The organism is Mycobacterium sp. MMS18-G62 (assembly GCF_053877835.1).
In genome coordinates this window covers 2,431,199-2,454,610 of record NZ_CM132662.1, presented here as the reverse complement: position 1 = coordinate 2,454,610, position 23,412 = coordinate 2,431,199, and the positions used below count along the sequence as shown (strand labels likewise).

Sequence of the window (23,412 nt, the reverse complement as noted above, 5' to 3'; positions counted from 1 at the left end):
CTAGGGAACGCCGTTGATACCGGGGTGTTGTCCCGGTGGCACATTCGGCGCCGGCGTCGCCTGAACCGGCGGCGTGAACAGATTGCCACCGGTCGGGTTGATGCTCTTTTCGGTCGGCGCCGGCGGTGCGCCGGCCGCTGACGTCGACGGCGTCGTCGTCGCGGTCGTCGTCGGCGTGGTTTCAGGCGCTTTCTTCTCAGAACCGCCGCAAGCCGCGGTCAGACCACCCATGGCGATGACCGCGGCGACGCCACAGACCGCCCCGAGACGACTCATTCGTCGTGAATCCATTCTGCAGTCCTATCTGTATACGACTGGTTTTACTACTCGCCGCCGCCGCCGTTGCGGTGGACGCCAGGAGGTGCCGTCGGTGCCGGGGGTGCATAGACCGTCGGGGTGAACAGGTTGCCACCGGTGGGGTTGATGCTCTTTTCGGTCGGCGCCACCGGAGGCGCTGACGGGGACGTCGTGGTCGTCGTCGTGGTGGTGGTCGTCGTTGTAGTCGGAGGCGCTTTCTCTTCTTTGGCGCAAGCGGCGATCGTGCCCATTGCGATGATGGCCCCGATGCCGGCAACAGCTGAGAGCCGCCGCGGCAAATGGCTATGTGACGTCATTGTGCAGTCCTATCTGTGTCTCACCACCTACAGAAGGCGGCGATCCGCCGATCATACGCAGAGTTAGCGAACAAAGCCAGCAAATTCTGTAGCTGGCGTCAAATAATGATCACAGCCCGTCGAGTACGGCACGGGTTCCTGAAAGCCCGAGCCGCGTCGCACCGGCGTTGAGCATCGCGACGGCATCTTCAGCGGTACGAATTCCGCCGCTCGCTTTCACCTCCACCCTGGGTCCGACCGTCGCGACCATGATCTCAACGGCTTGTACTGATGCGCCCCCGCTTTGGTGAAATCCCGTGGAGGTCTTCACGAAATCAGCGTCGGCGTCGGCCGCGGCGCGGCAGGCGTTCATCAGTGTCTGCTCGTCACCGAAGTCGAGTAGGGCAGCAGACTCGACGATGACCTTGAGAATCACTCGCTCATCGATGGCGGCCCGCACGGCCGCGACGTCAGCGCGGATCGCGTCGAAGTCACCGTGGAGCGCGGCGCCGACGTCGATGACCATGTCTATCTCGTCGGCCCCTGCCGCTACCGCATGCCTGGCTTCTTCGGCCTTGATAGCCGAAAGATGTTTGCCTGAAGGGAATCCCACCACCGAGCAGATCGCCTGCCCCACTGAGCGGAACCGTTTGGCCGCGGGAACCATCGACGGCGATACGCAGATCGCGAACACGTCGAGTTCGGCGGCTTCGGACGCCAGAACGGCCACGTCGACTTCGGTGGCTTCCGGTTTGAGCAGCGTGTGGTCGACGAGGCCGGCCACCTCGTCGCGCCTGTAGTTGCGCACTAGAACGGTTCTACGGTGCCGCCGGGGTTACAGCCCGCCGCGATCATTTGGTCGTCGGAGACCTCGTTGCGCCATGGTTCGAGGTTCCAGCTGACCTTGCCGGGCTCGGCGAATTCGGCGAAATGCCAATGGCATACGAACTGAGCCTTCATGCCGGGGATGTCGGCGTCGGGCGAGAGCGTCAGCACTTCGGCCCAGGCTTCATCGGCTTGCGCATCAGTGCCCGGTTGGACGGACGCCACCCGCGCGGCCTCCGTCGGATACACGCGCAGGCTCGACATGTCGCCCCATTTCGCCCACTGGACGTGGTCGACATACGGCGGCCCTGGTACGGCGGGGGCAGCGGTTGCAGCGGGAGCCATCCCAAGCGGCACGGCGATGAGTGCCATCGCGGCGGCGACGACAAGACGCAGCTTTGTCATCTCGCGGCTATCGGGACTTGCCCTGGATTTCCAGGATCCTCGGCCGCACGTCGACGAGATAGACGCCGGCGGCGACCGCCGCGATCGCCACGCCGGTGATGCCGAGCACCAAGGCCAACAGCACACCGACTCCGAGGATGATCAGCCATACAGGCTTGGTCAGTTTGTCGGCGGCGGTGTAGGCGTCGGGCCGCTGCAGCGCGGCGTGCACGAAGGCATAAACGGCCGTCGCCACTACCGCGATCTGCAAAGCAAAGAGGACGTAACCCACAAGGCCTTGTAGTTCCACATAGCTAGCCTAAGCGGGTTACGTCCCCCGGTCGACATTGAGTCGCCCTGACGGACGACCGGAGCCGAATAGTTACTTCTGGGTGACCTTCTTGGCCGGCGCCTTCTTGGCCGGAGCCTTCTTGGCCGCAGCCTTCTTGGCGGGAGCCTTCTTGGCCGGGGCCTTCTTGGCGGGAGCAGCCTTCTTCGGCAGCTCGACGCCAACCAGCTTGGCGGCGCGCTCGCCGACAGCGCGGGTCTGCTGTGCGACGTTGCCCAGCGCCTCCTCGGTCAGCTCGCGGTAGCTTTCGACGCGACCGCGGCCCTCTTCGAGCGCGGGCGCGTTGCGCAGGCGCTCCAGGGCGACCTCGCCACGCTCGACGAGCTTGTTGTACGTGCTCTGCGCGGCCTCGGCATAGGTCTCGGCGAACTTGCGCAGCTCGTCCGAGGACAGCCGGTCGCGAAGCTCACCGAACTGGCTCGGCAGATCTTCCTGCAGCCTGTTCAGGCGGGCGCGGCTCTCCTCGACGCGCGCCTGGGTGTCGGTGCGGGCCTCGCCGGCGCGCTCACGCAGGGTCGCGACGATCTCGTTGACCCGCTCGAGGGCCAGATCTGCGGCGCCTACCGCGGCGAGCAGCGGAGCCTTCAAGTCGTCGACATCAAGGTTCGGTTGGTTCTTCTGTTGTGCCATGTCTGCATTCCCTTCTGATGGTTTCGTTGGACTTCTAGTGAGCGGATGTTCTGGTCTCAGTCAGTCGTCAGCTCCTCATCTACCGCGGCTTCGTTCTGTTGGCAAAACGACGTGTAGATCTCGAGCAGCACCTGCTTTTGCCGCTCGGTGATCGCCGTGTCGGTGACGATGGCGTCGCGGACTTCGCTCTTCTCGCTGGGCTCCAAGATCCCGGCCCGCACGTAGAGCACTTCCGCGGACACCCGCAGCGCCTTGGCAATCTGTTGCAGCACGTCGGCGGAGGGTTTCCGCAATCCCCGCTCGATCTGGCTGAGGTAGGGATTACTGACGCCGGCCTTTTCGGCCAACTGCCGCACGGATACCTGCGCTGCCTCACGTTGCGTCCTGATGAAGGTGCCGATGTCCTGCTTTGCGTTCTGCGCAGCGGTGGACACGACGGCGGCAAGATTTTCATCCTGCGGCATTGCGTGGCCCCCTCGATTGCGTCGGGTATCCGATGTGCGACGCCATTAACCGTACGACGGGGTGCTAACTTTTGCAAGCACTAGCTAGCGCAGGTCAGAAGAGTAGCTGAGCTATCGAATAGATGATCAGACCCGCCAGCGAGCCCACCACCGTGCCGTTGATCCGGATGAATTGCAGGTCGCGGCCCACATGCAGCTCGATGCGGCGGCTGGCCTCGTCGGCGTCCCACCGCTCGATTGTTTCGGTGATGATCGCTGTGATCTCCACCCCATATTCGGAAACGAGGTGTTGGGCCGCGCGCACGATCCAGCTGTCGACCTTGTCGCGCAGTTCGGCGTCGTCGCGCAGCGACTCCCCGATGACGACGACCGAGTCGGCGATCCTGGTCCGCAACGCCGACGACGGATCGTCGACCGATTCGAAGAGAATTCGTTTCGCGGCGGCCCAGGCCGTCTCGGCCGCGCGGGTGACTTCGTCGCGGGCCATGATCTGGTCTTTGACGTTCTCGGCCCGCTGGATCGTCGCATCGTCGTATTGCAGGTCATCGGCGAATTCGAAGAGGAATCTCGTTGCCGAGCGGCGCAGTTCGTGATCGGGATTGCGGCGCACCTTGTCGGTGAAGTCCATCAGCTCGCGATGGATGCGGTCGCCGACGAGGTGGTCGACCCAGCGGGGCGACCAGGTGGGCGAATCGCGCTCGACCACGCGCTCGATGATGTCGCCAGCGTTCAACGACCATTGGAAGGCCCTGTCGGCGAGCAGCTGGATCAGCGCTTCCTGTCGCCCTTCTGCCAGCAACGAGGCCAGCACTCGCCCGATCGGCGGACCCCACTGCGGCTCCGCGATCCGCTTGACGATCATGCGGTCGAGCACGTGTTGCACGTCCTCGTCGCGCAACATCTCCACGAGCACGCGCAGGACGGTAGAGGTTTCGGCCGCGACCCGCTCGGCGTGCGCCGGCTCCGACAGCCACTTGCCGAGCCGACCCGCAACTTGAGCGTCGCGCAGTTTGGTCTCCACGACCTGCGGTGACATGAAGTTCTCCCGCACAAAGGCGCCGAGGCCCTCGCCGAGCTGGTCCTTTTTGCGCTTGATGATCGCGGTGTGCGGGATCGGGATGCCCAGCGGGTGCTTGAACAGCGCGGTGACAGCGAACCAGTCGGCCAGCGCGCCGACCATGCCGGCCTCGGCGGCAGCGCGGACATAGCCGACCCACGCCGCGGCCCCGTTGGACTGCGCCCACGTACAGACGAGGAAGATGACGGTGGCGCCGACCAGGAAGCTCAGCGCGACGACTTTCATCCGCCGCAGGGCGCGCAGGCGCTGCGCATCTGCGGCGGAGTCGGCCCCCGCCAGCGACTCGGCGAAACTCGGCCGCGCAGCCGTCATCGCGCGCCTGCCGACGTCCGGTCTGTGTGCCACTCCTCCATCATCCGCTACGACGGGGTGGGCACCCGTCCCGCAAGCCCCCGAACCAAGATCGCCCGTAGTATCAAGGGGAACTAGGGAACGGATCACGAGGACAGTGGCACAGCAGACCTCGGCGGTGGCGGTCAAGACCGATGGCCGAAAACGGCGCTGGCACCAACACAAGGTGGAGCGCCGCAACGAACTTGTCGACGGCACGCTCGAGGCCATCCGGCGTCGCGGCAGCAACGTCAGCATGGACGAGATCGCGGCGGAAATCGGCGTGTCCAAGACGGTTCTGTACCGCTACTTCGTCGACAAGAACGACCTCACGACCGCCGTGATGATGCGGTTCGCGCAGACCACGCTGATTCCGAACATGACCGCCGCGCTGTCGTCGAACCTGGATGGCTTCGATCTGACCCGCGAGATCATCCGCGTCTACGTCGACACCGTGGCCAACGAACCGGAGCCGTACCGGTTCGTCATGGCGAACAACTCGGCCAGCAAGAGCAAGGCGGTCGCGGATTCCGAGCAGATCATCGCGAGGATGCTCGCCGTCATGCTGCGCCGCCGCATGGCAGAAGCCGGGATGGATACCCGCGGCGTCGAACCCTGGGCCTATCACACCGTCGGGGGGGTCCAGTTGGCCACGCACTCATGGATGTCGAATCCGCGGATGACCGCCGACGAGCTGATCGACTACTTGACGATGCTGTCCTGGAGTGCGCTGTGCGGCATCGTCGAGGTCGGCGGTTCGCTGGAGAAATTCCGTGATCAGCCGCATCCGTCGCCGATCGTGCCTCCCCGGTTGCTTGACCGATGACCGACGACGAACTCCCGTCGCTGTGGTCGCACGAACCCCATGAGCACTTGTCGTTCTCGGCTGGAGACCAGGTCGGCGACATCAAGACCAACAGCACGCCCGGCTTCGACGGGTCCAAACAGGACGCCAAGGTGCTGCAGGACGAGCGCAATCTCCGCTTCGCCGAGCTGCAGGAGATGCTGTACGCCAACAGCAGATCAGAGGCAGGCGACACCCGATCGGTACTGCTCGTGCTGCAGGGCATGGACACCGCAGGCAAGGGTGGCATCGTCAAACATGTTGTGGGCGCTGGGAATCCGCAAGGTATCCGGTACCACAGCTTCGGTAAGCCGACCGACGAGGAGCTGGCTCACCACTACCTCTGGCGCATCCGCAATGCGCTGCCGCCGGCCGGGCACATCGGTGTGTTCGATCGCTCGCACTATGAAGACGTTCTGATCGTGCGAGTACACAACCTCGTGCCACGGGAGGTGTGGGAGCCTCGCTACGACGAGATCAACGCATTCGAGCGTGAACTCGTCGACAGCGGAACGACTCTGGTCAAGGTGGCGATGTTTGTCTCGCTCAACGAGCAGAGGAAGCGGTTGGCCGAGCGCCTGGAACGGCCGGACAAGTATTGGAAGTACAACCCAGGCGACATCGACGAGCGAAAGCTGTGGCCGCAGTACGAACAGGCCTATCAAGCCATGCTGGACCGCACATCGACGGACTACGCGCCGTGGTACATCATCCCGTGCGACAAGAAGTGGTACAGCCGGTTAGCGATCACCGAGTTGCTGATCGAGTCTTTGAAGACCCTCAACATGTCTTGGCCGCCACCGGATTTCGATGTCAAGTTGGAGAAGAAGCGGCTCGCGGACTGCTAAGGGGCTAGCCGCCGCGCCGAGCGTACGACATATGACGGCTTTCGACCGATTCCCGTCATATTCCGCACTCTCGGGAACCGTTAGGGGTCCTACGACCCCTTAACTGTGTGGACGATCTCATTGTGGCCAGTGAGGCACTCGCAGCTGGCATGGTGACTCGCCAGACGTTGCGCACCAAGTACGTCAAGCTTCATTACAACGTCTACGCCCGCAAGGGTCTCGAACTAAATGCAGTTGATATGGCCAGGGCCGCATGGTTGTGGTCGCGCCGCACGGCCACGCTGGTCGGACATTCGGCGGCGGCGATGCACGGTACACAATGGCTACCCGACGACGCGCCGGCCGAGATTGCTTATGCGCGCCAGCCAGCTCCGCGGGGCATCCTTATTCACCGCGGCACCATCGCCGACGACGAGATCTGCTTGAGGCAGAGCATCATTTGCACGACTTCCGCGAGGACCGCATACGACATCGGCCGACGGGTGTCAGGCGACACGGCAATTGTGCGTATCGATGCGCTGCTGAACTCCACGGGATGCACGGTCCAGGAGGTCGAACGCATCGCCGACCGGTACCCCGGCGCCCGCGGCATGCGTGCCCTACGCAAGGCTCTGGATCTTGCTGATGGTGGCGCCGAGTCCCCGAAGGAGACCGAGTTGCGTCTCCTGTTGGTGCGCGACGGACTGCCTCGGCCCGTCACCCAAATCAAAGTCGGCCGCCGCCGGGTTGACATGGGCTGGCCCGTATGGAAAGTCGGCGTCGAATACGACGGCGGACATCACTGGACAAACCCGAACAGCCACGCCGACGATATCGAGCGACTGGAATTCCTTGCGGCACAGGGATGGATCATCATCCGAATCAGCGCGCGCCAGCTGCGATACGACCGCGCAGGGATTCTGAGGCGTGTCCGAGCGGCGCTCGCTCAGTACTTGTAGAAGCCTTGACCCGACTTCTTTCCGAGTTGACCCGCCTCGACCATGCGCAGCAGCAGCGGCGGCGGCGCATAGGTCGCGTCCTTGTACTCGTCGTACATCGAGTCCGCGATCAGCTTCATGGTGTCGAGGCCGATGAGGTCCGACAGCCGCAGCGGCCCCATTGGGTGCGACAGCCCGGCCACGACGGCCGTGTCGATGTCCTCGACGGTCGCGACGCCGGCTTCCGCCATGCGGATCGCTGACAGCAGGTACGGCACCAGCAGCGCGTTGACGACGAACCCTGACCGGTCACCGCAGCGCACCACCTGCTTGCCCAGCACGTCGCTCGCGAACTTCTCGGTGCGCGCGATCGCCGCATCGGAGGTGACCAACGTGTTGACGAGTTCGACGAGGGGCAGCACCGGCACCGGGTTGAAGAAGTGCAAGCCGAGCACGCGGCTCGGATTCTTTGTTGCCGCAGCGATTTTCATGATCGGGATGCTTGAGGTGTTCGACGCCAGCACCGCGTCGGGATCGCTGATGATCTCGTCGAGCTGAGCGAAGATCTTGCCCTTGACGGTCTCGTCCTCCACGACCGCCTCGATGACGAGCTGACGGTCGGACAGGTCCGCGAGGTTCGTCGTGAACGTCAGCCGCGCCAATGCGGCGTCGCGGTCACTCTCGGAGAGCTTGCCCTTGCTCGCCGCCCGCTCCAGCGAGCCGGTGATGCGGTTCCGGCCGGCATTGACCAGTTCCTCGGTTGGCTCGAACACGACGACGTCCGCGCCCGCCTTCGCCGACACTTCGGCGATGCCCGATCCCATCTGTCCGGCGCCGACGACGCCTACCCGTTCAATGCTCACCAAATTCTCCTCACCACAGCATCAGGCCCCGCCCAATATAAGGACGGGGCCTGATGTCACAAACTAGCGGCTCAGTGGAACTGACCCTCTTCGGTCGAACCGGTCAGCGCAGTCGTCGACGAAGTCGGGTCCACGGTGGTGGCGATCCGGTCGAAGTAGCCGGCGCCGACCTCGCGCTGGTGCTTCGTCGCGGTGTAACCCCGCTCCTCGGCGTCGAACTCGCGCTCCTGCAGCTCGACGTAGGCGCTCATCTGGTTGCGGGCGTAGCCGTAGGCCAGATCGAACATCGAGTAGTTCAGGGCGTGGAAGCCGGCCAGCGTGATGAATTGGAACTTGAAGCCCATCGCGCCGAGCTCCTTCTGGAACTTCGCGATCGTCGCGTCGTCGAGGTGCTTCTTCCAGTTGAACGACGGCGAGCAGTTGTACGCCAGCATCTGGTCCGGGAACTCGCTCTTGACGCCCTCGGCGAACTTCGCCGCCAGCTCCAGGTCCGGCGTGCCGGTCTCCATCCAGATCAGGTCGGAGTACGGCGCGTAGGCCTTGGCGCGTGCGATGCAGGGCTCCAGGCCGTTCTTGACGCGGTAGAAGCCTTCCTTGGTCCGCTCGCCGGTGATGAACGGCTGATCGCGCTCGTCGACGTCGCTCGTGATCAGGGTGGCCGCCTCGGCGTCGGTACGGGCGATCACGACCGTCGGGACGTCTGCGACGTCGGCCGCCAGGCGGGCCGAGGTCAGCGTGCGGATGTGCTGCTGGGTCGGGATCAGCACCTTGCCACCGAGGTGGCCGCACTTCTTCTCCGAAGCCAGCTGATCCTCCCAGTGCGACCCCGCGACGCCTGCGGCGATCATGGCCTTCTGGAGCTCGTAGACGTTGAGCGCGCCGCCGAAGCCGGCCTCGCCGTCGGCGACGATCGGGGCCAGCCAGTTCTCGACGGACGTGTCGCCCTCGACCTTGGCGATCTGGTCGGCGCGCAGCAGCGCATTGTTGATGCGGCGCACCACCTGCGGCACCGAGTTGGCCGGGTACAGGCTCTGGTCGGGGTAGGTGTGACCGGACAGGTTTGCGTCACCGGCGACCTGCCAACCCGACAGGTAGATGGCCTTGAGGCCGGCGCGGACCTGCTGCACCGCCATGTTGCCCGTCAGCGCGCCCAGCGCGTTGACGAACTCCATGTCGTGAAGCTGCTCCCAGAGCACTTCGGCGCCGCGGCGGGCGAGCGTGGACTCCTCGACTACCGAACCCTGCAGGGCCACCACGTCGGCCGGGGTGTAGGTGCGGGTGATGCCCTTCCAGCGCGGGTTGGTGTCCCAGTCGTGCTGGATCTGTTCGGGCGACTTCGGCGTGCCGACGGTCGACATTCGATCTCCTTCGTTTGCAAGTCGCTAAGGCGTCCCGGCCGATCACCAGTTGTTAATGCCCCAGCATCTTCACTTGTGTGCTAATCCGAGGATGCATCAATGCATAACCGCAGGTCCACCCATTTCAGTTGCAAATTTTCGCCAAGGCCTCGTCATAGCTTGCGAAGGTTGCGAAGACGGCTATTGCCTGAACCGGTTCAGTAGCTGCCCGGAGGTAACCAGATTTTCGCTGGTCAGTACGCTCGTACTGTTTAACGGAAGGTGGTCAGAGGGCGAAGATCGCTGCGATGGCTTTGGTCTCGTCGCCGACCGCGTATGTGAGCGTTCTAACAGTGCGATCCGCAAGCTCGGCACCGAATTGATCGGTCGACCCAGCGGGGTGCACGTGCGAAATGATCTCCAGTTTGTCGCCGAGCGCCACCGCGGCGTCGTGCTCGATGGTGACCCGGATCGGCTTGTGCAGCAGTTCGGGGTTACTGAAGAGGTAGTCCTCGATCACGCTCCAGTAGACCGAGTTGTTCATGTGGTCGAAGATGTCGATGTCGCTGACGCGGACCGGGTAATCGCGGATCTGTGCGGCGTCCTCGCGGCTACCGGGTTTCAGGTAGGGCTTCCACCGCAGCCGATCGACGTTGGTGGTGCGCTGCAGGCCCTCGATGAAGTCGTCGGCAATGCGCGCCGGGCCCTGGGTTTCGCGGTTGATGTTGATCCAGAATGCTTCGGACTCCATCAGCCCGCCCTTGCGCCCGTCGATGCGCACGCGCATCTCGCACCAACGGTTGGATGTGCCAGAGCACCAGCGCCGCAACCGCAGCATGTCCTGGAATTCGATGGGCTTGATCAGGTCGATCATGGTTCGCCGGACGATCCACAGCGGATGGGTTTCCTCGAAGCCGAGTTCGCGCAAATGGTCCGAGCCGATGTCCTGGATGTGGCGGGTGGCCGCGTCGAACTTCAGCCTGCCTTCGCGGTCGATGTCGGCGACGCGCAGAGGCCACTGGACGTCGAAGACGTCGGGGTGCGGGTCGGGCACAGGCATCATCACCTTGGCCAAACCGGTGCTACCTGAGTTACCCGCCATGCCCTGCTCCCCTGTCACTGCAACCTGCACGATCCTGCCACAGCCGCCGAACTGCCAACAATGCAAAGGTGATCTTCGCAGCGCTGTTAGCCTGGTTGACGTGGCGAAAACGTTCGTCGGCTCACGGGTGCGACAACTTCGGAGCGAACGCGGCTTCAGCCAGGCCGCGCTGGCGCAGATGCTGGACATCTCGCCGAGCTACCTCAATCAGATCGAGCACGACGTTCGCCCGTTGACCGTTGCGGTGCTGCTGCGCATCACCGAGGTGTTCGGCGTCGATGCGACGTTCTTCGCCTCGCAGGACGACACCCGCCTGGTCGCCGAGTTGCGTGAGGTGACCCTGGACCGCGACCTCGATGTCGACGTCGACCTTGCGGAGGTCGCCGACATGGTCACCGCCCATCCGACGCTCGCCAAGGCGATGGTCAACCTGCACCGCCGCTATCGGCTGACCACGACGCAGCTCGCCGCCGCGACCGAGGACCGGTTCTCCGACGGAAGCGGCAGCGGGTCGATCACGATGCCGCACGAAGAGGTGCGCGACTACTTCTATCAGCGGCAGAACTACCTGCACGAGCTCGACACGGCCGCAGAGGATCTCACCATCCGCATGCGGATGCACCGCGGCGAGTTGGTCCGCGAGCTGTCCGACCGGTTGACGATGGTGCACGGTGTGCACATCGTCCGGCGCATCGACCTGGGTGACACCGTGCTGCACCGCTTCGATCCCGCGTCCAAGACGCTGCAGATCAGCGGCCATTTGTCGTCCGGGCAGACGGTGTTCAAAATGGCCGCGGAGTTGGCCTATCTGGAATTCGGCGATTTGATCGAGAAGCTGGTCGCCGAAGGCAAATTCACCAGCGACGAGTCCACCAGGCTGGCCCGGCTGGGGCTGGCCAACTACTTCGCCGCCGCGACGGTGTTGCCGTACCGGCAATTCCACGACGTCGCCGAGAACTTCCGCTACGACATCGAACGGCTGTCGGCGTTCTATTCGGTGTCCTACGAGACGATCGCCCACCGGCTCTCGACGCTGCAGCGATCCGGATTGCGGGGCGTGCCTTTGTCGTTCGTGCGGGTCGACAAGGCGGGCAACATGTCAAAGCGTCAGTCCGCCACCGGCTTTCACTTCTCGTCCTCCGGCGGCACCTGTCCCCTGTGGAATGTCTACGAGACGTTCGCCAACCCGGGCAAGATCCTGGTGCAGCTCGCGCAGATGCCCGACGGGCGCAACTACATGTGGGTGGCGCGCACCGTGGAGCGGCGCGCGTCGCGATATGGTCAGCCAGGTAAGACGTTCGCGATCGGCCTGGGCTGCGAACTCCGCCACGCACATCGGCTGGTCTACTCGGAGGGACTGGACTTGTCGGGTGACAACGCAACTCCGATCGGCGCCGGGTGCCGCGTCTGCGAGCGCGACAACTGTCCGCAGCGGGCCTTTCCGGCGCTGGGCCGCGCGTTGGACATCAACGAACACCGCAGCACGGTGTCGCCGTATCTGGTGAGGCAGTCATGAGCACGCCCGCACGCATTCCACCCGGCGGCTTCCGGGAGTTGGGTCCTGTCAACTGGGCCATCGCCAAGCTCGGTGCCCGCGGGATTCGCGCCCCGAAGTTCCACCTGTTCAATGTCTTGGGTCAGCACAAGCTGCTGTTCCTGGCGTGGTTACCGTTCTCCGGTTTCCTGCTCTACGCCGGCAAGTTGTCCCGCAAGGACGCCGAACTGGTGATCCTTCGCGTCGGGCATCTGCGCAACTGCGAGTACGAACTGCAGCAGCATCGTCGGCTGGCGCGCAGTCGCGGTGTCGACGACGAGCTTCAGGCAAGGATCTTCGAGGGTCCCGACGCCGAGGGGCTCACCGATCGCCAGCGTGTGCTGATCACCGCGACCGACGAGTTCGTCATCACCCGATCGATGTCGCCCGAAACGTGGGCGGCCCTGTCGAGCATCTACAGCCGGGCGCAGCTCATCGAATTCTGCACGCTTGCAGGGCAATACGATGCGTTGGCCGCGACGATGGCGACGCTGAGGATTCCGCTCGACTTCCCGGACTAGAGGTACGTCACGCCGAGCACGATCAGCGACAGCAGTACCGGTGAAATCGGCAGCATCAACAAGAACGCCGCCCAGACGTCGGACTTGCGGCGGTACGAGCGCCAGCCGAGGTAGGCCGCGGCGGCGCCTGCGACAAACGACACCGCCGCCACGACGAGCACCCAGGTGTTGATCGAGCTCGTGGCGATGGCAATGGAAATGCCGGCCAGCCACAGGATGTGGCCGACCACCAATCCGCCGATGCCGGCGACCCAGATCGCTCTCAAAAGTTGATCATGTGGCCGACGAGGCCGTGGAAGCATTCCTGCATCGCTTCGGACATCGTCGGGTGGGTGTGAACATTACGGGCCAGCTCATTGGCGGTCAGATCCCACTTCTGGGCCAGCGTCAGCTCGGGCAACAGTTCGGACACGTCGTGGCCGATCAAGTGACCTCCAATCAGCTCGCCGTACTTGCCGTCGGCGATCAACTTCACGAAGCCGCTCGGATCGCCGACGCCGTGCGCCTTGCCGTTGGCGGTGAACGGGAACTTCGCGACCTTCACGTCATAGCCCTCATCGCGTGCCTGTTCCTCCGTCAGCCCGAAGCTCGCGACCTGCGGCTGACAGAACGTCGCGCGCGGCAGCATTCGGTAGTCCCCGAGAGGCAAAGTCTCTGCGCCGGCGATGGTTTCGGCCGCGATCACGCCTTGCGCTTCGGCGACATGCGCCAACTGCAAGAGCCCCGTGACATCGCCGATGGCGTAGATGTGCGGCACGTTGGTGCGCATGTAGTCGTCGATGCCGATCGCTTTGCGATCGGTGATCTGCACCCCGGCCTTGTCCAAACCATAGCCCTCGACATTCGGCGCGAAACCGATTGCCTGCAACACCTTTTCGGCCTTGAGCTCGTCGTTCTTGCCGTCCTTGCTGACGGTGACGGTGACCTCGCCGCCGTCATCCTTGATCGACTCGACCTTGGTGCCCGTCAGCACCTTCACGCCCAGCTTCTTGAACTGCTTCTCGATCTCCTTGGAGACGTCGGCATCCTCGTTGGGCAGCGCCCGCGGCAGGAACTCGACGATGGTGACGTCGACGCCGTAGTTCTTCAGCACATAGCCGAACTCCATGCCGATCGCGCCCGCGCCGGCGATCACGACGGACTTTGGCAGCTCCCGCGTCATGATCAGTTTCTCGTAGGTGACCACGTTGTCCGACAGCGATGTGCCGGGCACCAGCCGCGTGCTGCTGCCGGTGGCGATGATGATGTTGTCGAACGTGACTGTCTCGCTGCCACCTTCGTTGAGATCGACCTCGAGCGTGTGGTCGTCGGTGAACTTGCCGTAGCCGTGGATCTCGGTGATCTTGTTCTTCTTCATCAAGAAATGCACACCGGCGACTCGGCCGTCGGCGACCTTGCGGCTGCGGTCGAACGCGACCCCGTAGTCGAACGTCGCCTCCCCGTTGATGCCGAACTGCTTGGCCTCCTTGGTGAAGATGTGCGCCAGTTCGGCATTTCGCAGCAGCGCCTTGGACGGGATGCACCCGACGTTGAGGCATACGCCGCCCCAGTACTTGGGTTCGACGATGGCGGTGTTCAGCCCGAGTTGGGCGGCGCGAATCGCGGCGACGTATCCGCCGGGGCCTGCTCCGAGAACGACGACGTCATAGTGGGTCACCCGCCCAACCTTAGTAGGGGATCAACCCCACCAGGCATCGGCTTACTCGCTCGCAGAAATAGAGACCGTGCAGCACCGCGGCGGCACCCGTGGCGGCAAGCGGTGCTGACATGAGTCCGATCGCCAGCGCCGATACGAGAGGCTTGTTCTGCACCATCGCGCTCAGCAGGCTGCCGACCGTGCAGACCGCGAGGAAGAGCAGGACGACGAACACCGACGGCGTCTTGTCGATCGAGTGAAACCACCAGTAGTACAGGCCGAGCCCGATGGGTGCGGCGACGATCCACACCGCTGCCACGACGAGCACGAACGTCCAGCGCTTGAGGTACTGGTAGGCGCCAGGTAGGACGACCGGCCGCGCCGGAACGGGTAATGGCTCTGACGGCGCGTCCTGCGGGTCGGGTTGGGCAGGCAGCTCGCCGGTGAAAGTCGGCAAATAGGGCGACGTCGGCTCGCCGGTCAACGTATCGCGGTCGTATGTTTCAGCCACTGGACGCCACCTGGATTGCAACGAGCACGCCCAACCATCCGGGCGCGATCGCGAGGATGAATGCGCCAAGCGCGGTGATCCAGCGTCGTCCGGAGAACAGGATCATCAGCATCCCGATGGAACTGGGCACACCGACGACAAGCGCGATCACCACGTCAGGCCGGATGGCGGTCGTGACAAGGACCGTCGCGGCGATTCCGGCGATCATCCCGACCGCGGTCCCGACCAGCATCGCACCGGCCAGCAACCACGCACGCGGTAGGGCTATCACAATTCCGACGATAGCTCCGGCGGCGTCGATTACGGCTTCACGCCACGCCCTGCAGGAATCGGACAAGCATCGACCGCTTCGGCGACGATATGCGTGCCGGTTGCCGGTGGACGTTTGCCGTCGGCGTAGTCGGAGCCGGTAACCGCAGGCTGTTCGGCCAGCAACTTGTTCTCGTCGTCGCTGAAGGCGCGCCCGCGCGACAGGAACCGCATGCCCTCCGGTGCCTCGAGGCTGAACCCGCCGCCGCGGCCCGGCACGACGTCGATCACCAGCTGCGTGTGTTTCCACGCCTCGAACTGCGGGCCGGAGATCCAGACCGGAACGCCTTCTGGTTGGAGATGCAAGCCGACGTCGAGGACTGCGAGCAGCACGTCGCGGTCGCCGACGATGAACTCCCCGTCGGGGTAGCACATCGGCGACGACCCGTCACAACAGCCGCCGGACTGGTGGAACATCAACGCGCCGTGACGGCTCTGCAGCTTGCGCAGCAGCTCGGCGGCCGACTCGGTGATCAGCGCGCGCGCTGGAGCGTCCAACTCACTCCTCTCCCCGCCGAACGTGGGTTACCGTCACGCGATATCGCACTTCGGCGTGACGGTAACCCACGTTCGCGCCGTTTCTGGGAATCAGAAGAAGCCCAACGCCTGGTCGCTGTAGGACACCAGCAGGTTCTTCGTCTGCTGGTAGTGGTCGAGCATCATCTTGTGGTTTTCGCGCCCGATGCCGGACTGCTTGTAGCCGCCGAACGCCGCATGTGCCGGGTAGGCGTGGTAGCAGTTCGTCCACACGCGGCCTGCCTTGATATCGCGGCCGGCGCGGTATGCCACATTGCCGTCGCGGCTCCACACGCCGGCGCCAAGGCCGTAGAGCGTGTCGTTGGCGATGCTGATCGCGTCGTCGTAATCGGAGAACGACGTGACCGCGACGACCGGCCCGAAGATCTCCTCCTGGAAGATCCGCATCGTGTTGTTGCCCTCGAAAATCGTCGGTTGCACGTAGTAGCCGCCGGACAAGTCGCCGCCGAGCTCCGCGCGTTCGCCGCCGGTGACGACGCGCGCGCCCTCGTCCTTGCCGATCTCGATGTAGGACAACACCTTTTCCAGCTGGTCGTTGGACGCCTGGCTGCCGATCATGGTTTCGGTGTCCAGTGGATCGCCTTGGCGGACGGCCTTGGTGCGGATGGCTGCCAGCTCGAGGAACTCGTCGTAGATCTCGGCTTGGATCAGCGAGCGCGACGGGCAGGTGCACACCTCGCCCTGGTTGAGGGCGAACATCGTGAAGCCCTCCAGCGCCTTGTCCTGATAGTCGTCGTTGGCGGCCATCACGTCGTTGAAGAAGATGTTGGGGCTCTTGCCGCCGAGCTCGAGCGTGACGGGAATCAGGTTCTGCGACGCGTACTGCATGATCAGCCGCCCGGTGGTGGTCTCGCCGGTGAAGGCGATCTTGGCGATCCTGTTCGAGGACGCCAACGGCTTGCCCGCCTCGAACCCGAACCCGTTGACCACGTTGACCACGCCGGCGGGCAACAGATCACCGATCAACGTCATCAGATAGAGGATCGACGCCGGGGTCTGTTCGGCGGGCTTGAGCACGACGGCGTTGCCCGCCGCGAGTGCAGGCGCGAGCTTCCACGTGGCCATCAGGATCGGGAAGTTCCACGGAATGATCTGCCCGACGACACCGAGCGGCTCGTGGAAGTGGTAGGCGACGGTGTCGTCGTCGATCTGTGACAGCGAGCCTTCCTGGGCGCGGATCGCGCCTGCGAAGTAGCGGAAGTGATCGACGGCCAACGGGATGTCGGCGGCCAGCGTTTCGCGGATGGGCTTTCCGTTGTCCCACGCCTCGGCCAGTGCAATCGATTCCAGGTTCTCTTCGATGCGGTCGGCGATCTTGTTGAGGATGTTGGCGCGCTCGGCCGGCGCGGTCTTGCCCCAATGCGACGCGATTGCGTGGGCGGCGTCGAGCGCCTTGTCGACGTCGGCCTCGTTCGACCGGGGCACTTCGCAGAAAGTTTGACCGGTGACGGGTGTGGGGTTCTCGAAATACTCACCGCCGATGGGCGGGACCCATTCGCCGCCGATGAAGTTTCCGTACCGCGACTCGTAGGACATCAGCGCATCGGCAGCGCCGGGGCGGGCATAAACGGTCATCAGTGACTCCCTCAGAGTTCAGGCGAATCGGTGTAACGCAGCTCACACTACGCCGGGCGGCCAGAATGGTTCTCGTGGCTGACGATCCGTATCTGTGGCTCGAGGACATCTCTGGCGACGACGCGCTGGACTGGGTGCGCAAGCACAACGAGCCGACGCTCGCCGAGCTCGGCGGGGAACGGTTCGAGCAGATGCGCGCCGAGGCGTTGGAGGTGCTCGACACCGACGCCCGCATCCCGTATGTGCGGCGCCGTGGTGAGCACCTGTACAACTTCTGGCGCGACGCCGACAACCCGCGCGGCTTGTGGCGACGCACGACGCTGGCCAGCTATCTCAGCGAGGAACCGGACTGGGACGTCGTCATCGATGTCGACGCGCTCGCGGCCACAGACGACGAGAACTGGGTGTGGGCGGGCACAGATGTCATCGAGCCGTCGTATGAGCTGGCGTTGGTCAGCCTGTCGCGGGGCGGCTCGGATGCCGCAATTGTTCGTGAGTTCGACATGCGCACACGCGAATTCGTCGACAACGGCTTCCAGCTGCCGGAGGCCAAGACGCAGATCAGCTGGGAGGACGAAGACACCGTCCTGCTCGGAACCGACTTCGGCGAGGGCTCGCTGACAGAGTCGGGATATCCGCGGCTGGTGAAGCGATGGCGGCGTGACCAACCGCTCGAGGATGCCGAGACGGTATTCAGCGCGGCGAGCACGGACGTCATCGTCGCCGCATCGGTGGACCGCACACCGGGTTTCGAGCGAACCGTGTTGCGGCGCGCCATCGACTTCTTCAACGACGAGGTCTACGAGCTGCGCGGCGCCGAGTTGATCCGGATCGACGCGCCCACCGATGCGACCGTCTCGGTGCACCACAACTGGCTGCTGATCGAATTGCGCACCGACTGGTACACCGCGTCCGCGGAGTATGTGGCCGGCTCGCTGCTGGCCGCCAATTACGACGAATTCCTCGCGGGCACAGCCCAATTGGAGGTGGTGTTCGAGCCGGATGCGCACACCTGCCTGAACCACTACGCGTGGACACGGGACAAGCTCGTGGTGGTCACGCTGGCCGACGTGGCGAGCCGTGTCGAGGTCCTGACACCGGGATCGTGGACGGCCGAGCCGGTACCGGGCATCCCGGAGAACACCAACACGGTAATTGTGGCAACCGACGAGTACAGCGACGAAATGTTCCTGGACTCAAGCGGATTCGATACGCCGTCGCGATTGCTGTACGGGACGGCGGGCGACGAGCTCGCCGAGATCAAGCGGGCGCCGTCGTTCTTCGACGCCGCGGACCTCGTCGTCGCGCAGCATTTCGCGACATCCGACGACGGCACCGCGATCCCGTACTTTGTGGTCCGCCACAAGTATGTCGAGGCACCCGGTCCCACCCTGCTCGGCGGTTACGGCGGCTTCGAGGTGGCTCGCACCCCTGGTTACGACGGTGTCCTCGGCAGGCTGTGGTTGTCACGCGGAGGCACGTATGTGATGGCCAACATCCGCGGCGGCGGCGAGTACGGCCCGACCTGGCACACCCAGGCGATGCGCGAAGGCAGGCATCTGGTGGCCGAGGATTTCGCGGCTGTGGCACGGGATTTGGTCGCTCGCGGCATCACGACAGTCGAGCGGTTGGGCGCCCAGGGCGGCAGCAACGGCGGCTTGCTGATGGGCATCATGCTGACGCAGTACCCCGAGCTGTTCGGCGCGCTGGTGTGCAGCGTGCCGCTGCTCGACATGAAGCGATTCCATCTGCTGCTGGCTGGTGCGTCCTGGGTTGCCGAGTACGGAGATCCGGACGATCCAGAGGATTGGGAGTTCATCTCGAAATACTCGCCCTATCAGAACATCTCGGCAGAGCGGCGGTATCCGCCGGTCCTGATCACCACGTCGACGCGTGACGATCGGGTGCATCCCGGTCATGCACGGAAGATGACAGCGGCCCTGGAAGCGGCCGGTCATCCCGTGCACTACTACGAGAACATCGAGGGCGGGCACGCAGGCGCTGCCGACAATGCGCAGACGGCGTTCAGGTCAGCGCTGATCTTCGAGTTTCTGCACCGGACGCTCGGGGGCTAGATGTCAGACGTTGACCGTCCCGCCGCGCTGCGGGATGGTGAGCGCATGACCGATGTGCGCAATCCCTGGAGCGAACGGATCGTCGGTCGGCTCGGCGGTGGCGCCTATGACTACGTGGCGGAGCGCGAGTGGCTGGCCCGGCCAGGCGGGCTCGCACTGTGGAGCACCGACACCACGCTGCTGTTCGACAGGATCCGGTTGTTGGGCCAGCTGCCGGACGGCTCGGCGGTGCTGGACGTCCCGTGTGGCGGCGGGCTTGCGTTGCGAGGGCTGCGCGAGGACCAGCAGGTTCGCTATGTGGCTGCCGACATCTCCCCGGACATGCTCGCCCGGGCTCGGCGACGGGCATCCGCGCTGGGCCGAGAAGGCGTCGAGTTCGTCGAGGCCGACATCGAGCGGATGCCGTTCGGCGACAACGAGTTCGATTTGTGTGTGTCCTTCAACGGCCTGCACTGCCTACCCGACCCGTCGGCGGCGGTCCGGGAGATCGTGCGCTGCCTGCGCACTGGCGGCCGCCTCATCGGCGACGCCGTCGTCCGCGGCGCCGGAAGACGCCAAGACCTGATCATCGGGGCGTTCCAGCGCGCAGGGCTCTTCGGGCCTGGCGGCAGCATGGACGATCTGCACCAGTGGCTGACAGGCGCCGGGCTGCGGATCGATTTCCTGCGGCGCTCAGGGGCCCTGGTCCACTTCGGTGCGGTGCGCGACTGACCCGGTCGCTCAGCGGCTCGCCAGCACTCCCCGACCCGTGATCATCGGAAGGTCAAGGAAGGTACGGATTCCCGGTGCCGCCGCACACACCGGTGCGATCGCGTGGATGGCATGCATCGCGGTACCCAAGCAGCCTTGATCCGTTTCGTCTTCACCGTGGGTGGCAATCTGCGAATCGAGCACCATCGACGGTCGCCCTTCGACGGTCACCTTCCAGCCCCGTCCGTTCGGCCAGTCCGGCGCCTGGTCATCGCCGAGCCGGGTGATGTGCTCGACGGTCAGCGCCGGCCGACCGCCGACGATCGCGGTGTAGCCGAACCGCTGCGCGGCGACGGTCCCGGCCTCCACTCGTCCGGCCTTGATGTCGAATGCCCTTTCAGCCACGGCGATTTCGCGGTGGTAGACGAAGTCGTCGACGGTGGCGCCGAGCCCGTCGGCCAGCAGCATCAGCGGCGCGCGGAACGTGACGCCGGCGAGTGAGGCGTCGGCCATGGGGACAGGTTCGTCGGGCGCCTTGCCGAAACCCATGATGTCGAACAGCATGTCGGCGCTGTCGTAGGTGGTGTAGTCCATCAGCTCTTGGACCAGCAGGCTGTCGATGCGTTGGAACAGTCCCGACATCGTGAGCGGCAAAACCTCTGCGGCCCAGCCCGGTTCGATGCCCGTCGCGTGGAAGGACGCGTGTCCTTGCGCGCAGGCAGCTTCGAGCCGGTCGACGACCCTGTCACCGAGACTTCGCGGATAGATCAGTCCCGTCACGGCGGTGGACACCACGTTCTTGCCGGACGCGAGCAGTCGGCAGATGTCGTCGAGCGCTCCCATCGGGTTCATCTCGCCCTGCGGCATGTAGAGCACGCAGTCCGCGTCGAGGGCGACTATCTCGTCGCGGTCCGTCGTTGCCGTGACTCCGATCGGCCCGATGCCGCAGGTGTCGCCGACGTCGCGGCCGGCCTTGGCGTCGCTGTAGACGAGCGCGCCGACGAGTTCGAGGTCGGGATGCTCGTGGACGGCGGCGACGGCGTGGCGGCCAACGGATCCGGTGGCCCACTGAATGACGCGCAACATGCTGAGGAGCTTACGGTAAGGACGACGATTGATCGCCGGGTTTGGCACTTAGCCCCGGGTGGCGATGATCCGGCTGGCGGCTTCGACGGCCGCGGCGCGACGGTGCGCGATGACGTCGGGATCGTCGGTGAGCGCATTGGGGTGGGGCAGGTGCGCCCAGGCCAGTCCGATCGCGAAGAGCAGGGCGACGAGGTCGAACGGCTGCCACGTGGGGTCGACGTGGCCGCCTGCCTGCGCGGCTTCGATCGCGGAGATGGCCTGCGTCGGGATGTGCTGGCCATCGAGGACTGGCTCACCGAGATTGACGCCTTCCAGCCGCGCCCAATCGATCATGCGAAGGTGTTCGGGGCGCCTGCACGCCAGATCGAAAACGTCACCGACGAATTCGTGGATCGCCTCCGGGCGCAGCGGAACCGAGCGGACGAAATCGGCGATGTCGGTGATCACCACTTCGCGAAAGAGGGTTTCCTTATCGCCGAAGTGCGCATAGAGGCGTTCCTTGCTGGCCTGGGCGGTCTTGGCGATGCGGTCGATCCGGGCTCCGGCCAGTCCGTACTGGGCGAACTCGGCCCGGGCCGCCTCCAGGATTTCGCCGCGCAGCTCGGTCGTGTTTCTCACAGGAGAATCATAGCCAGACGAACTGGTTCGTTCGGTACGTTGGTGGCATCCAGTCCACTACACGACATGCGAGGAGCGAAGTGATGAGCGAAGTGGCAGTGCACCGGGCGATCGGCGAAATGCCGCGAGGCGGGCCCGACGCCTCGTGGCTGGATCGGCGGTTGCAGACCGATGCATTGGAATACACCGACCGCTACGACATCCCCGACGAGGTGAAGCAGACGGTGATCTCCGCTCTCGATCGGATGGGTACCCGAACCGGGCAGCACGAGAAGCACGCCCGCACCGCACTCGGATTGGTCGCCGACATTGCCAACCCGCGCATCCTCGAACTGGGCGCCGGGCACGGCAAGCTGTCGGCCAAGATCCTGGAGCTGCACCCCACTGCCACGGTGACGATCAGTGACCTGGACCCGACCTCGGTGGCCAACATCGCCGCGAGCGAGCTGGGCGCCAACCCGCGGGTGCGTACCCAGGTGGTCGATGCCACCGCGATCGACGCCGCCGACAACAGTTACGACCTCGTGGTGTTCGCCCAGGCGTTTCACCACCTGCCGCCGGCCATCGCCTCACGCGCAATCGCGGAAGCCACCCGCGTCGGCAAGCACTTCTTGGTGATCGACCTCAAACGTCCATCTCCCCTGCTGCTGATCCTTGCCCCACTGGTACTGGCGCCGCTGGCAGTGGTGCCGCGGTTGAGGCCGGTGATGCACGACGGCTTCATCAGTTCGTTGCGGGCATACAGCCGCTCGGCATTCCTCGCGCTCGGCAAGGCGGCCGACCCGACGATGAGCATCGAGTTCCTGCCGTCGCCGCTTCGGCTCGGCCCGTCAGCCACGACCCTGGTGTTCTCCCGGCCATGAGCACCGACGTGAACATTGACGCGATCATGAATCAGTCAGGGCGCGTTCAGGCGCTACGCCGTGTCGTCGAGACAGTCGCCGACCGGGTGACACCACTCGTCGACCTCTCCCGGCCGTATGTCGACGGGCTGGAAAACCTGCCCCGCGACGGGCGATTCCTGTTGGTGGGCAACCACACTCAGTCCGGTGCCGAGATCTTCATGATGCCGTATTTCGCGCGCCGCGTGACCGGCAAACGGGTGCGCCCTTTGGCCGAGCGTGGCATGGGCCGCCTGCGCGGGCTGGCCGGTGACTTGTTCGCCGCATGCGGTGCCGTCGTCGGCGCGCCGGAGACCGCCAGCGAGCTGATGCGACACGACGAAAGCATCCTGGTGTTCCCCGGCGGTGGTCGCGAGATTGCCAAGTACAAGGGCGAGGAGAACACCTTGCGCTGGCAAGGCCGCGCTGGATTCGCACGCGTGTCGGTGCAACATGACTACCCGATCGTGCCGGTCGGCCTGATTGGTGGCGATGACGTCTACCAAAGCCTGACCACTCGTGAAAGTCGGTGGGGGCGCTTCAGCCAGACCCTCGGCAAGACACTGTCGGGTCGCTCGGATATGGCACTGCCGCTGATGCACGGGATCGGTCCCACGCTGATTCCCCGACCGCAGCGGATGTATATGCGCTTCGCCGCCCCGATCGAAACCACGAAACCCCCACGGGTTTCGGACGAAAAGTGGGTGGATACGGTCAAGCAGAAGACCCAGGAATCACTCGAGCAGACCTTGGCCGACCTGCTGGCCATCCGCCAAGGGGATCCCTACCGGGAACTGAGCCCGCTGGGCTGGCGCAGCGCGACCCAGCCTCCGGCCTGATGGCGCCCTTGACTTCTGGGGCGACAGTGAGTCGAC

27 protein-coding genes and 1 pseudogene are annotated in these 23,412 nt (G+C 64.7%); 9 read left to right on the top strand and 19 right to left on the bottom strand.

Features of this window, described 5'->3' with window-relative positions:
• The 8 genes and pseudogenes from ACWW36_RS12255 to ACWW36_RS12220 all read right to left on the bottom strand — a co-directional run bounded on the left by ACWW36_RS12255 (position 1) and on the right by ACWW36_RS12220 (position 4,635).
• Positions 1-291, bottom strand: a complete 291-nt coding sequence (locus tag ACWW36_RS12255) for a hypothetical protein (protein ID WP_456141797.1) — start codon at positions 289-291, stop codon at positions 1-3.
• A 32-nt stretch (positions 292-323) separates the two neighbouring features.
• Positions 324-614, bottom strand: a complete 291-nt coding sequence (locus tag ACWW36_RS12250) for a hypothetical protein (RefSeq protein WP_456141796.1) — start codon at positions 612-614, stop codon at positions 324-326.
• A gap of 109 nt (positions 615-723) precedes the next feature.
• Entirely contained in the window at positions 724-1,401 is a 678-nt protein-coding gene (deoC, locus tag ACWW36_RS12245; protein WP_456141795.1) for a deoxyribose-phosphate aldolase, read from the bottom strand.
• Positions 1,401-1,814: a DUF2599 domain-containing protein gene (locus ACWW36_RS12240; RefSeq protein ID WP_456142460.1), complete on the bottom strand. Its 414-nt coding sequence runs from the start codon at positions 1,812-1,814 to the stop codon at positions 1,401-1,403. The genes deoC and ACWW36_RS12240 overlap by 1 nt, the downstream gene beginning before the upstream one ends.
• 16 nt (positions 1,815-1,830) lie before the next feature.
• On the bottom strand, positions 1,831-2,112 hold the full coding sequence (locus ACWW36_RS12235; RefSeq protein ID WP_456141794.1) for a DUF2516 family protein: 282 nt from the start codon (positions 2,110-2,112) through the stop codon (positions 1,831-1,833).
• A gap of 75 nt (positions 2,113-2,187) precedes the next feature.
• Positions 2,188-2,319, bottom strand: a pseudogene (locus ACWW36_RS12230) (hypothetical protein); the annotation flags it as partial.
• Between the two features lie 518 nt (positions 2,320-2,837).
• Entirely contained in the window at positions 2,838-3,245 is a 408-nt protein-coding gene (locus tag ACWW36_RS12225) for a helix-turn-helix domain-containing protein (protein ID WP_456141793.1), read from the bottom strand.
• 94 nt (positions 3,246-3,339) lie between these two features.
• On the bottom strand, positions 3,340-4,635 hold the full coding sequence (locus tag ACWW36_RS12220) for a DUF445 domain-containing protein (protein WP_456142459.1): 1,296 nt from the start codon (positions 4,633-4,635) through the stop codon (positions 3,340-3,342).
• 136 nt (positions 4,636-4,771) lie between these two features.
• On the opposite strand from ACWW36_RS12220, the gene ACWW36_RS12215 reads away from it, so the two are divergent.
• The 3 genes from ACWW36_RS12215 to ACWW36_RS12205 all read left to right on the top strand — a co-directional run bounded on the left by ACWW36_RS12215 (position 4,772) and on the right by ACWW36_RS12205 (position 7,283).
• The gene (locus ACWW36_RS12215) at positions 4,772-5,479 is read left to right on the top strand and encodes a TetR/AcrR family transcriptional regulator (protein ID WP_456141792.1); all 708 of its coding nucleotides are present in this window, start codon (positions 4,772-4,774) and stop codon (positions 5,477-5,479) included.
• The gene (locus tag ACWW36_RS12210) at positions 5,476-6,345 is read left to right on the top strand and encodes a polyphosphate kinase 2 family protein (RefSeq protein WP_456141791.1); all 870 of its coding nucleotides are present in this window, start codon (positions 5,476-5,478) and stop codon (positions 6,343-6,345) included. The genes ACWW36_RS12215 and ACWW36_RS12210 overlap by 4 nt, the downstream gene beginning before the upstream one ends.
• A gap of 107 nt (positions 6,346-6,452) precedes the next feature.
• On the top strand, positions 6,453-7,283 hold the full coding sequence (locus ACWW36_RS12205) for an endonuclease domain-containing protein (protein WP_456141790.1): 831 nt from the start codon (positions 6,453-6,455) through the stop codon (positions 7,281-7,283).
• On the opposite strand, the gene ACWW36_RS12200 is transcribed toward ACWW36_RS12205, so the two are convergent.
• The 3 genes from ACWW36_RS12200 to ACWW36_RS12190 form a co-directional block, all read right to left on the bottom strand.
• On the bottom strand, positions 7,271-8,125 hold the full coding sequence (locus ACWW36_RS12200) for a 3-hydroxybutyryl-CoA dehydrogenase (protein WP_456141789.1): 855 nt from the start codon (positions 8,123-8,125) through the stop codon (positions 7,271-7,273). The two genes, ACWW36_RS12205 and ACWW36_RS12200, sit on opposite strands and share 13 nt — an antisense overlap.
• A gap of 71 nt (positions 8,126-8,196) precedes the next feature.
• Entirely contained in the window at positions 8,197-9,483 is a 1,287-nt protein-coding gene (aceA, locus tag ACWW36_RS12195; protein WP_456141788.1) for an isocitrate lyase, read from the bottom strand.
• Positions 9,484-9,748: 265 nt separating this feature from the next.
• The gene (locus ACWW36_RS12190) at positions 9,749-10,564 is read right to left on the bottom strand and encodes an acyl-ACP thioesterase domain-containing protein (protein WP_456141787.1); all 816 of its coding nucleotides are present in this window, start codon (positions 10,562-10,564) and stop codon (positions 9,749-9,751) included.
• 100 nt (positions 10,565-10,664) lie between these two features.
• Here ACWW36_RS12190 and ramB point away from each other — a divergent pair, with 100 nt between their 5' ends.
• Together ramB and ACWW36_RS12180 are read left to right on the top strand one after the other, a co-directional pair.
• Positions 10,665-12,080 carry an acetate metabolism transcriptional regulator RamB gene (gene ramB, locus ACWW36_RS12185; RefSeq protein WP_456141786.1) on the top strand — a complete coding sequence of 472 codons (1,416 nt, stop codon included), beginning with the start codon at positions 10,665-10,667 and terminating at the stop codon, positions 12,078-12,080.
• Positions 12,077-12,619: a carboxymuconolactone decarboxylase family protein gene (locus ACWW36_RS12180; protein WP_456141785.1), complete on the top strand. Its 543-nt coding sequence runs from the start codon at positions 12,077-12,079 to the stop codon at positions 12,617-12,619. The genes ramB and ACWW36_RS12180 overlap by 4 nt, the downstream gene beginning before the upstream one ends.
• On the opposite strand, the gene ACWW36_RS12175 is transcribed toward ACWW36_RS12180, so the two are convergent.
• The 6 genes from ACWW36_RS12175 to adh all read right to left on the bottom strand — a co-directional run bounded on the left by ACWW36_RS12175 (position 12,616) and on the right by adh (position 17,187).
• Positions 12,616-12,885: a hypothetical protein gene (locus ACWW36_RS12175; RefSeq protein WP_456141784.1), complete on the bottom strand. Its 270-nt coding sequence runs from the start codon at positions 12,883-12,885 to the stop codon at positions 12,616-12,618. The genes ACWW36_RS12180 and ACWW36_RS12175 overlap by 4 nt on opposite strands.
• Positions 12,882-14,276, bottom strand: coding sequence for a dihydrolipoyl dehydrogenase (gene lpdA, locus ACWW36_RS12170; protein ID WP_456141783.1), 1,395 nt, complete (start codon positions 14,274-14,276; stop codon positions 12,882-12,884). Before lpdA ends, ACWW36_RS12175 begins: the two co-directional genes overlap by 4 nt.
• Before the next feature lie 10 nt (positions 14,277-14,286).
• Positions 14,287-14,766: a hypothetical protein gene (locus ACWW36_RS12165; protein ID WP_456141782.1), complete on the bottom strand. Its 480-nt coding sequence runs from the start codon at positions 14,764-14,766 to the stop codon at positions 14,287-14,289.
• Positions 14,759-15,037, bottom strand: coding sequence for a putative holin (locus ACWW36_RS12160; RefSeq protein ID WP_456141781.1), 279 nt, complete (start codon positions 15,035-15,037; stop codon positions 14,759-14,761). Before ACWW36_RS12160 ends, ACWW36_RS12165 begins: the two co-directional genes overlap by 8 nt.
• A gap of 29 nt (positions 15,038-15,066) precedes the next feature.
• Complete coding sequence (locus ACWW36_RS12155; protein ID WP_456141780.1) at positions 15,067-15,573, bottom strand: DUF779 domain-containing protein; 507 nt, start codon at positions 15,571-15,573, stop codon at positions 15,067-15,069.
• A gap of 90 nt (positions 15,574-15,663) precedes the next feature.
• Positions 15,664-17,187 carry an aldehyde dehydrogenase gene (adh, locus tag ACWW36_RS12150; protein WP_456141779.1) on the bottom strand — a complete coding sequence of 508 codons (1,524 nt, stop codon included), beginning with the start codon at positions 17,185-17,187 and terminating at the stop codon, positions 15,664-15,666.
• 74 nt (positions 17,188-17,261) lie between these two features.
• Here adh and ACWW36_RS12145 point away from each other — a divergent pair, with 74 nt between their 5' ends.
• Together ACWW36_RS12145 and ACWW36_RS12140 are read left to right on the top strand one after the other, a co-directional pair.
• A complete protein-coding gene (locus ACWW36_RS12145; RefSeq protein ID WP_456141778.1) occupies positions 17,262-19,262 on the top strand; it encodes a prolyl oligopeptidase family serine peptidase in 2,001 nt (666 codons plus the stop codon).
• Positions 19,263-19,973, top strand: a complete 711-nt coding sequence (locus ACWW36_RS12140) for a class I SAM-dependent methyltransferase (RefSeq protein ID WP_456141777.1) — start codon at positions 19,263-19,265, stop codon at positions 19,971-19,973. It begins immediately after the preceding gene.
• A gap of 9 nt (positions 19,974-19,982) precedes the next feature.
• Here the strand turns inward: ACWW36_RS12140 and ACWW36_RS12135 are convergent, their stop codons facing one another.
• Both ACWW36_RS12135 and ACWW36_RS12130 read right to left on the bottom strand, forming a co-directional pair.
• Positions 19,983-21,038, bottom strand: a complete 1,056-nt coding sequence (locus ACWW36_RS12135) for an NAD(P)H-dependent amine dehydrogenase family protein (RefSeq protein WP_456141776.1) — start codon at positions 21,036-21,038, stop codon at positions 19,983-19,985.
• 48 nt (positions 21,039-21,086) lie between these two features.
• Positions 21,087-21,656, bottom strand: a complete 570-nt coding sequence (locus tag ACWW36_RS12130; protein WP_456141775.1) for a TetR family transcriptional regulator — start codon at positions 21,654-21,656, stop codon at positions 21,087-21,089.
• Between the two features lie 83 nt (positions 21,657-21,739).
• Between ACWW36_RS12130 and ACWW36_RS12125 the strand changes: the two genes are divergently transcribed.
• Together ACWW36_RS12125 and ACWW36_RS12120 are read left to right on the top strand one after the other, a co-directional pair.
• Positions 21,740-22,519: a class I SAM-dependent methyltransferase gene (locus ACWW36_RS12125; protein WP_456141774.1), complete on the top strand. Its 780-nt coding sequence runs from the start codon at positions 21,740-21,742 to the stop codon at positions 22,517-22,519.
• On the top strand, positions 22,516-23,376 hold the full coding sequence (locus tag ACWW36_RS12120) for a lysophospholipid acyltransferase family protein (protein WP_456141773.1): 861 nt from the start codon (positions 22,516-22,518) through the stop codon (positions 23,374-23,376). Before ACWW36_RS12125 ends, ACWW36_RS12120 begins: the two co-directional genes overlap by 4 nt.
• Positions 23,377-23,412: the final 36 nt, after the last annotated feature.

Coding starts and splice junctions, on each gene's coding strand:
- ACWW36_RS12255 (WP_456141797.1), bottom strand. CDS start 291: ATGGATTCACGACGAATGAGTCGTCTCGGGGCGGTCTGTGGCGTCGCC.
- ACWW36_RS12250 (WP_456141796.1), bottom strand. CDS start 614: ATGACGTCACATAGCCATTTGCCGCGGCGGCTCTCAGCTGTTGCCGGC.
- ACWW36_RS12225 (WP_456141793.1), bottom strand. CDS start 3,245: ATGCCGCAGGATGAAAATCTTGCCGCCGTCGTGTCCACCGCTGCGCAG.
- ACWW36_RS12220 (WP_456142459.1), bottom strand. CDS start 4,635: ATGACGGCTGCGCGGCCGAGTTTCGCCGAGTCGCTGGCGGGGGCCGAC.
- ACWW36_RS12210 (WP_456141791.1), top strand. CDS start 5,476: ATGACCGACGACGAACTCCCGTCGCTGTGGTCGCACGAACCCCATGAG.
- aceA (WP_456141788.1), bottom strand. CDS start 9,483: ATGTCGACCGTCGGCACGCCGAAGTCGCCCGAACAGATCCAGCACGAC.
- ACWW36_RS12190 (WP_456141787.1), bottom strand. CDS start 10,564: ATGGCGGGTAACTCAGGTAGCACCGGTTTGGCCAAGGTGATGATGCCT.
- ACWW36_RS12180 (WP_456141785.1), top strand. CDS start 12,077: ATGAGCACGCCCGCACGCATTCCACCCGGCGGCTTCCGGGAGTTGGGT.
- adh (WP_456141779.1), bottom strand. CDS start 17,187: ATGACCGTTTATGCCCGCCCCGGCGCTGCCGATGCGCTGATGTCCTAC.
- ACWW36_RS12140 (WP_456141777.1), top strand. CDS start 19,263: ATGTCAGACGTTGACCGTCCCGCCGCGCTGCGGGATGGTGAGCGCATG.
- ACWW36_RS12135 (WP_456141776.1), bottom strand. CDS start 21,038: ATGTTGCGCGTCATTCAGTGGGCCACCGGATCCGTTGGCCGCCACGCC.
- ACWW36_RS12125 (WP_456141774.1), top strand. CDS start 21,740: ATGAGCGAAGTGGCAGTGCACCGGGCGATCGGCGAAATGCCGCGAGGC.
- ACWW36_RS12120 (WP_456141773.1), top strand. CDS start 22,516: ATGAGCACCGACGTGAACATTGACGCGATCATGAATCAGTCAGGGCGC.